The 608-nt window shown below is 45.6% G+C and carries 1 protein-coding gene; it reads left to right on the top strand.

The window, feature by feature from the left end; translation table 11 throughout:
- On the top strand, positions 1 to 608 hold a 608-nt coding region (locus tag R7Q09_RS26805), incomplete at both ends, for a cadherin-like domain-containing protein (protein WP_318144031.1).

The following is a 608-nucleotide window of genomic DNA, read 5'->3' as shown; positions in this document are numbered from 1 at the left end:
TACTCTGTCTATCCAATCGGCGTCCGTACCTGAAGCACAAGGTAAAGTCGAGATTGTTGAAGGCAAACTGGGGTTCACACCGGCCGAAAACTTCAATGGTGACGCTGAAATTACCTACACCGTAACGGACGGTCAATTGACCGACGAAGCGAAAGTAGCTGTTACAGTAAATCCAGTGAACGATGCGCCAACCATCAAGGTTGATGCAGTAGAAAGCATCACTGAAGATGCAGTGAGCACTGATACGGTAGTCGCAACCTTAACGGTTCGCGATACTGACACGCCAGAAGACCAATTAACCGTTTCTTTAGAAAATAACTCAAACGGTTACTTCGTGTTGGTTGGCAATGAAGTCAAGTTGACTCAAGCGGGTGTTGACGCAGTTAACAACGATGAACTCAACCTTAAAGACCTGACTATCAGCGCGTCAGTGTCGGATGGTGTAAATCCAACAGCTAACGACAGTGACAGTTTGATTGTGAATCGTGTTAACGATGCACCGACTGTTGAAAATGCCATTGCAGATCAAGAGTTATCGGAAGACTTTGCGACCTACACGATTGATTTAAACGACGCATTTAAAGATAGCGACTCAGCGCTAAACTTCT

Source organism: Vibrio sp. 2130-1 (genome assembly GCF_033339515.1).
This window is presented reverse-complemented; position numbering and strand designations above follow the sequence as displayed.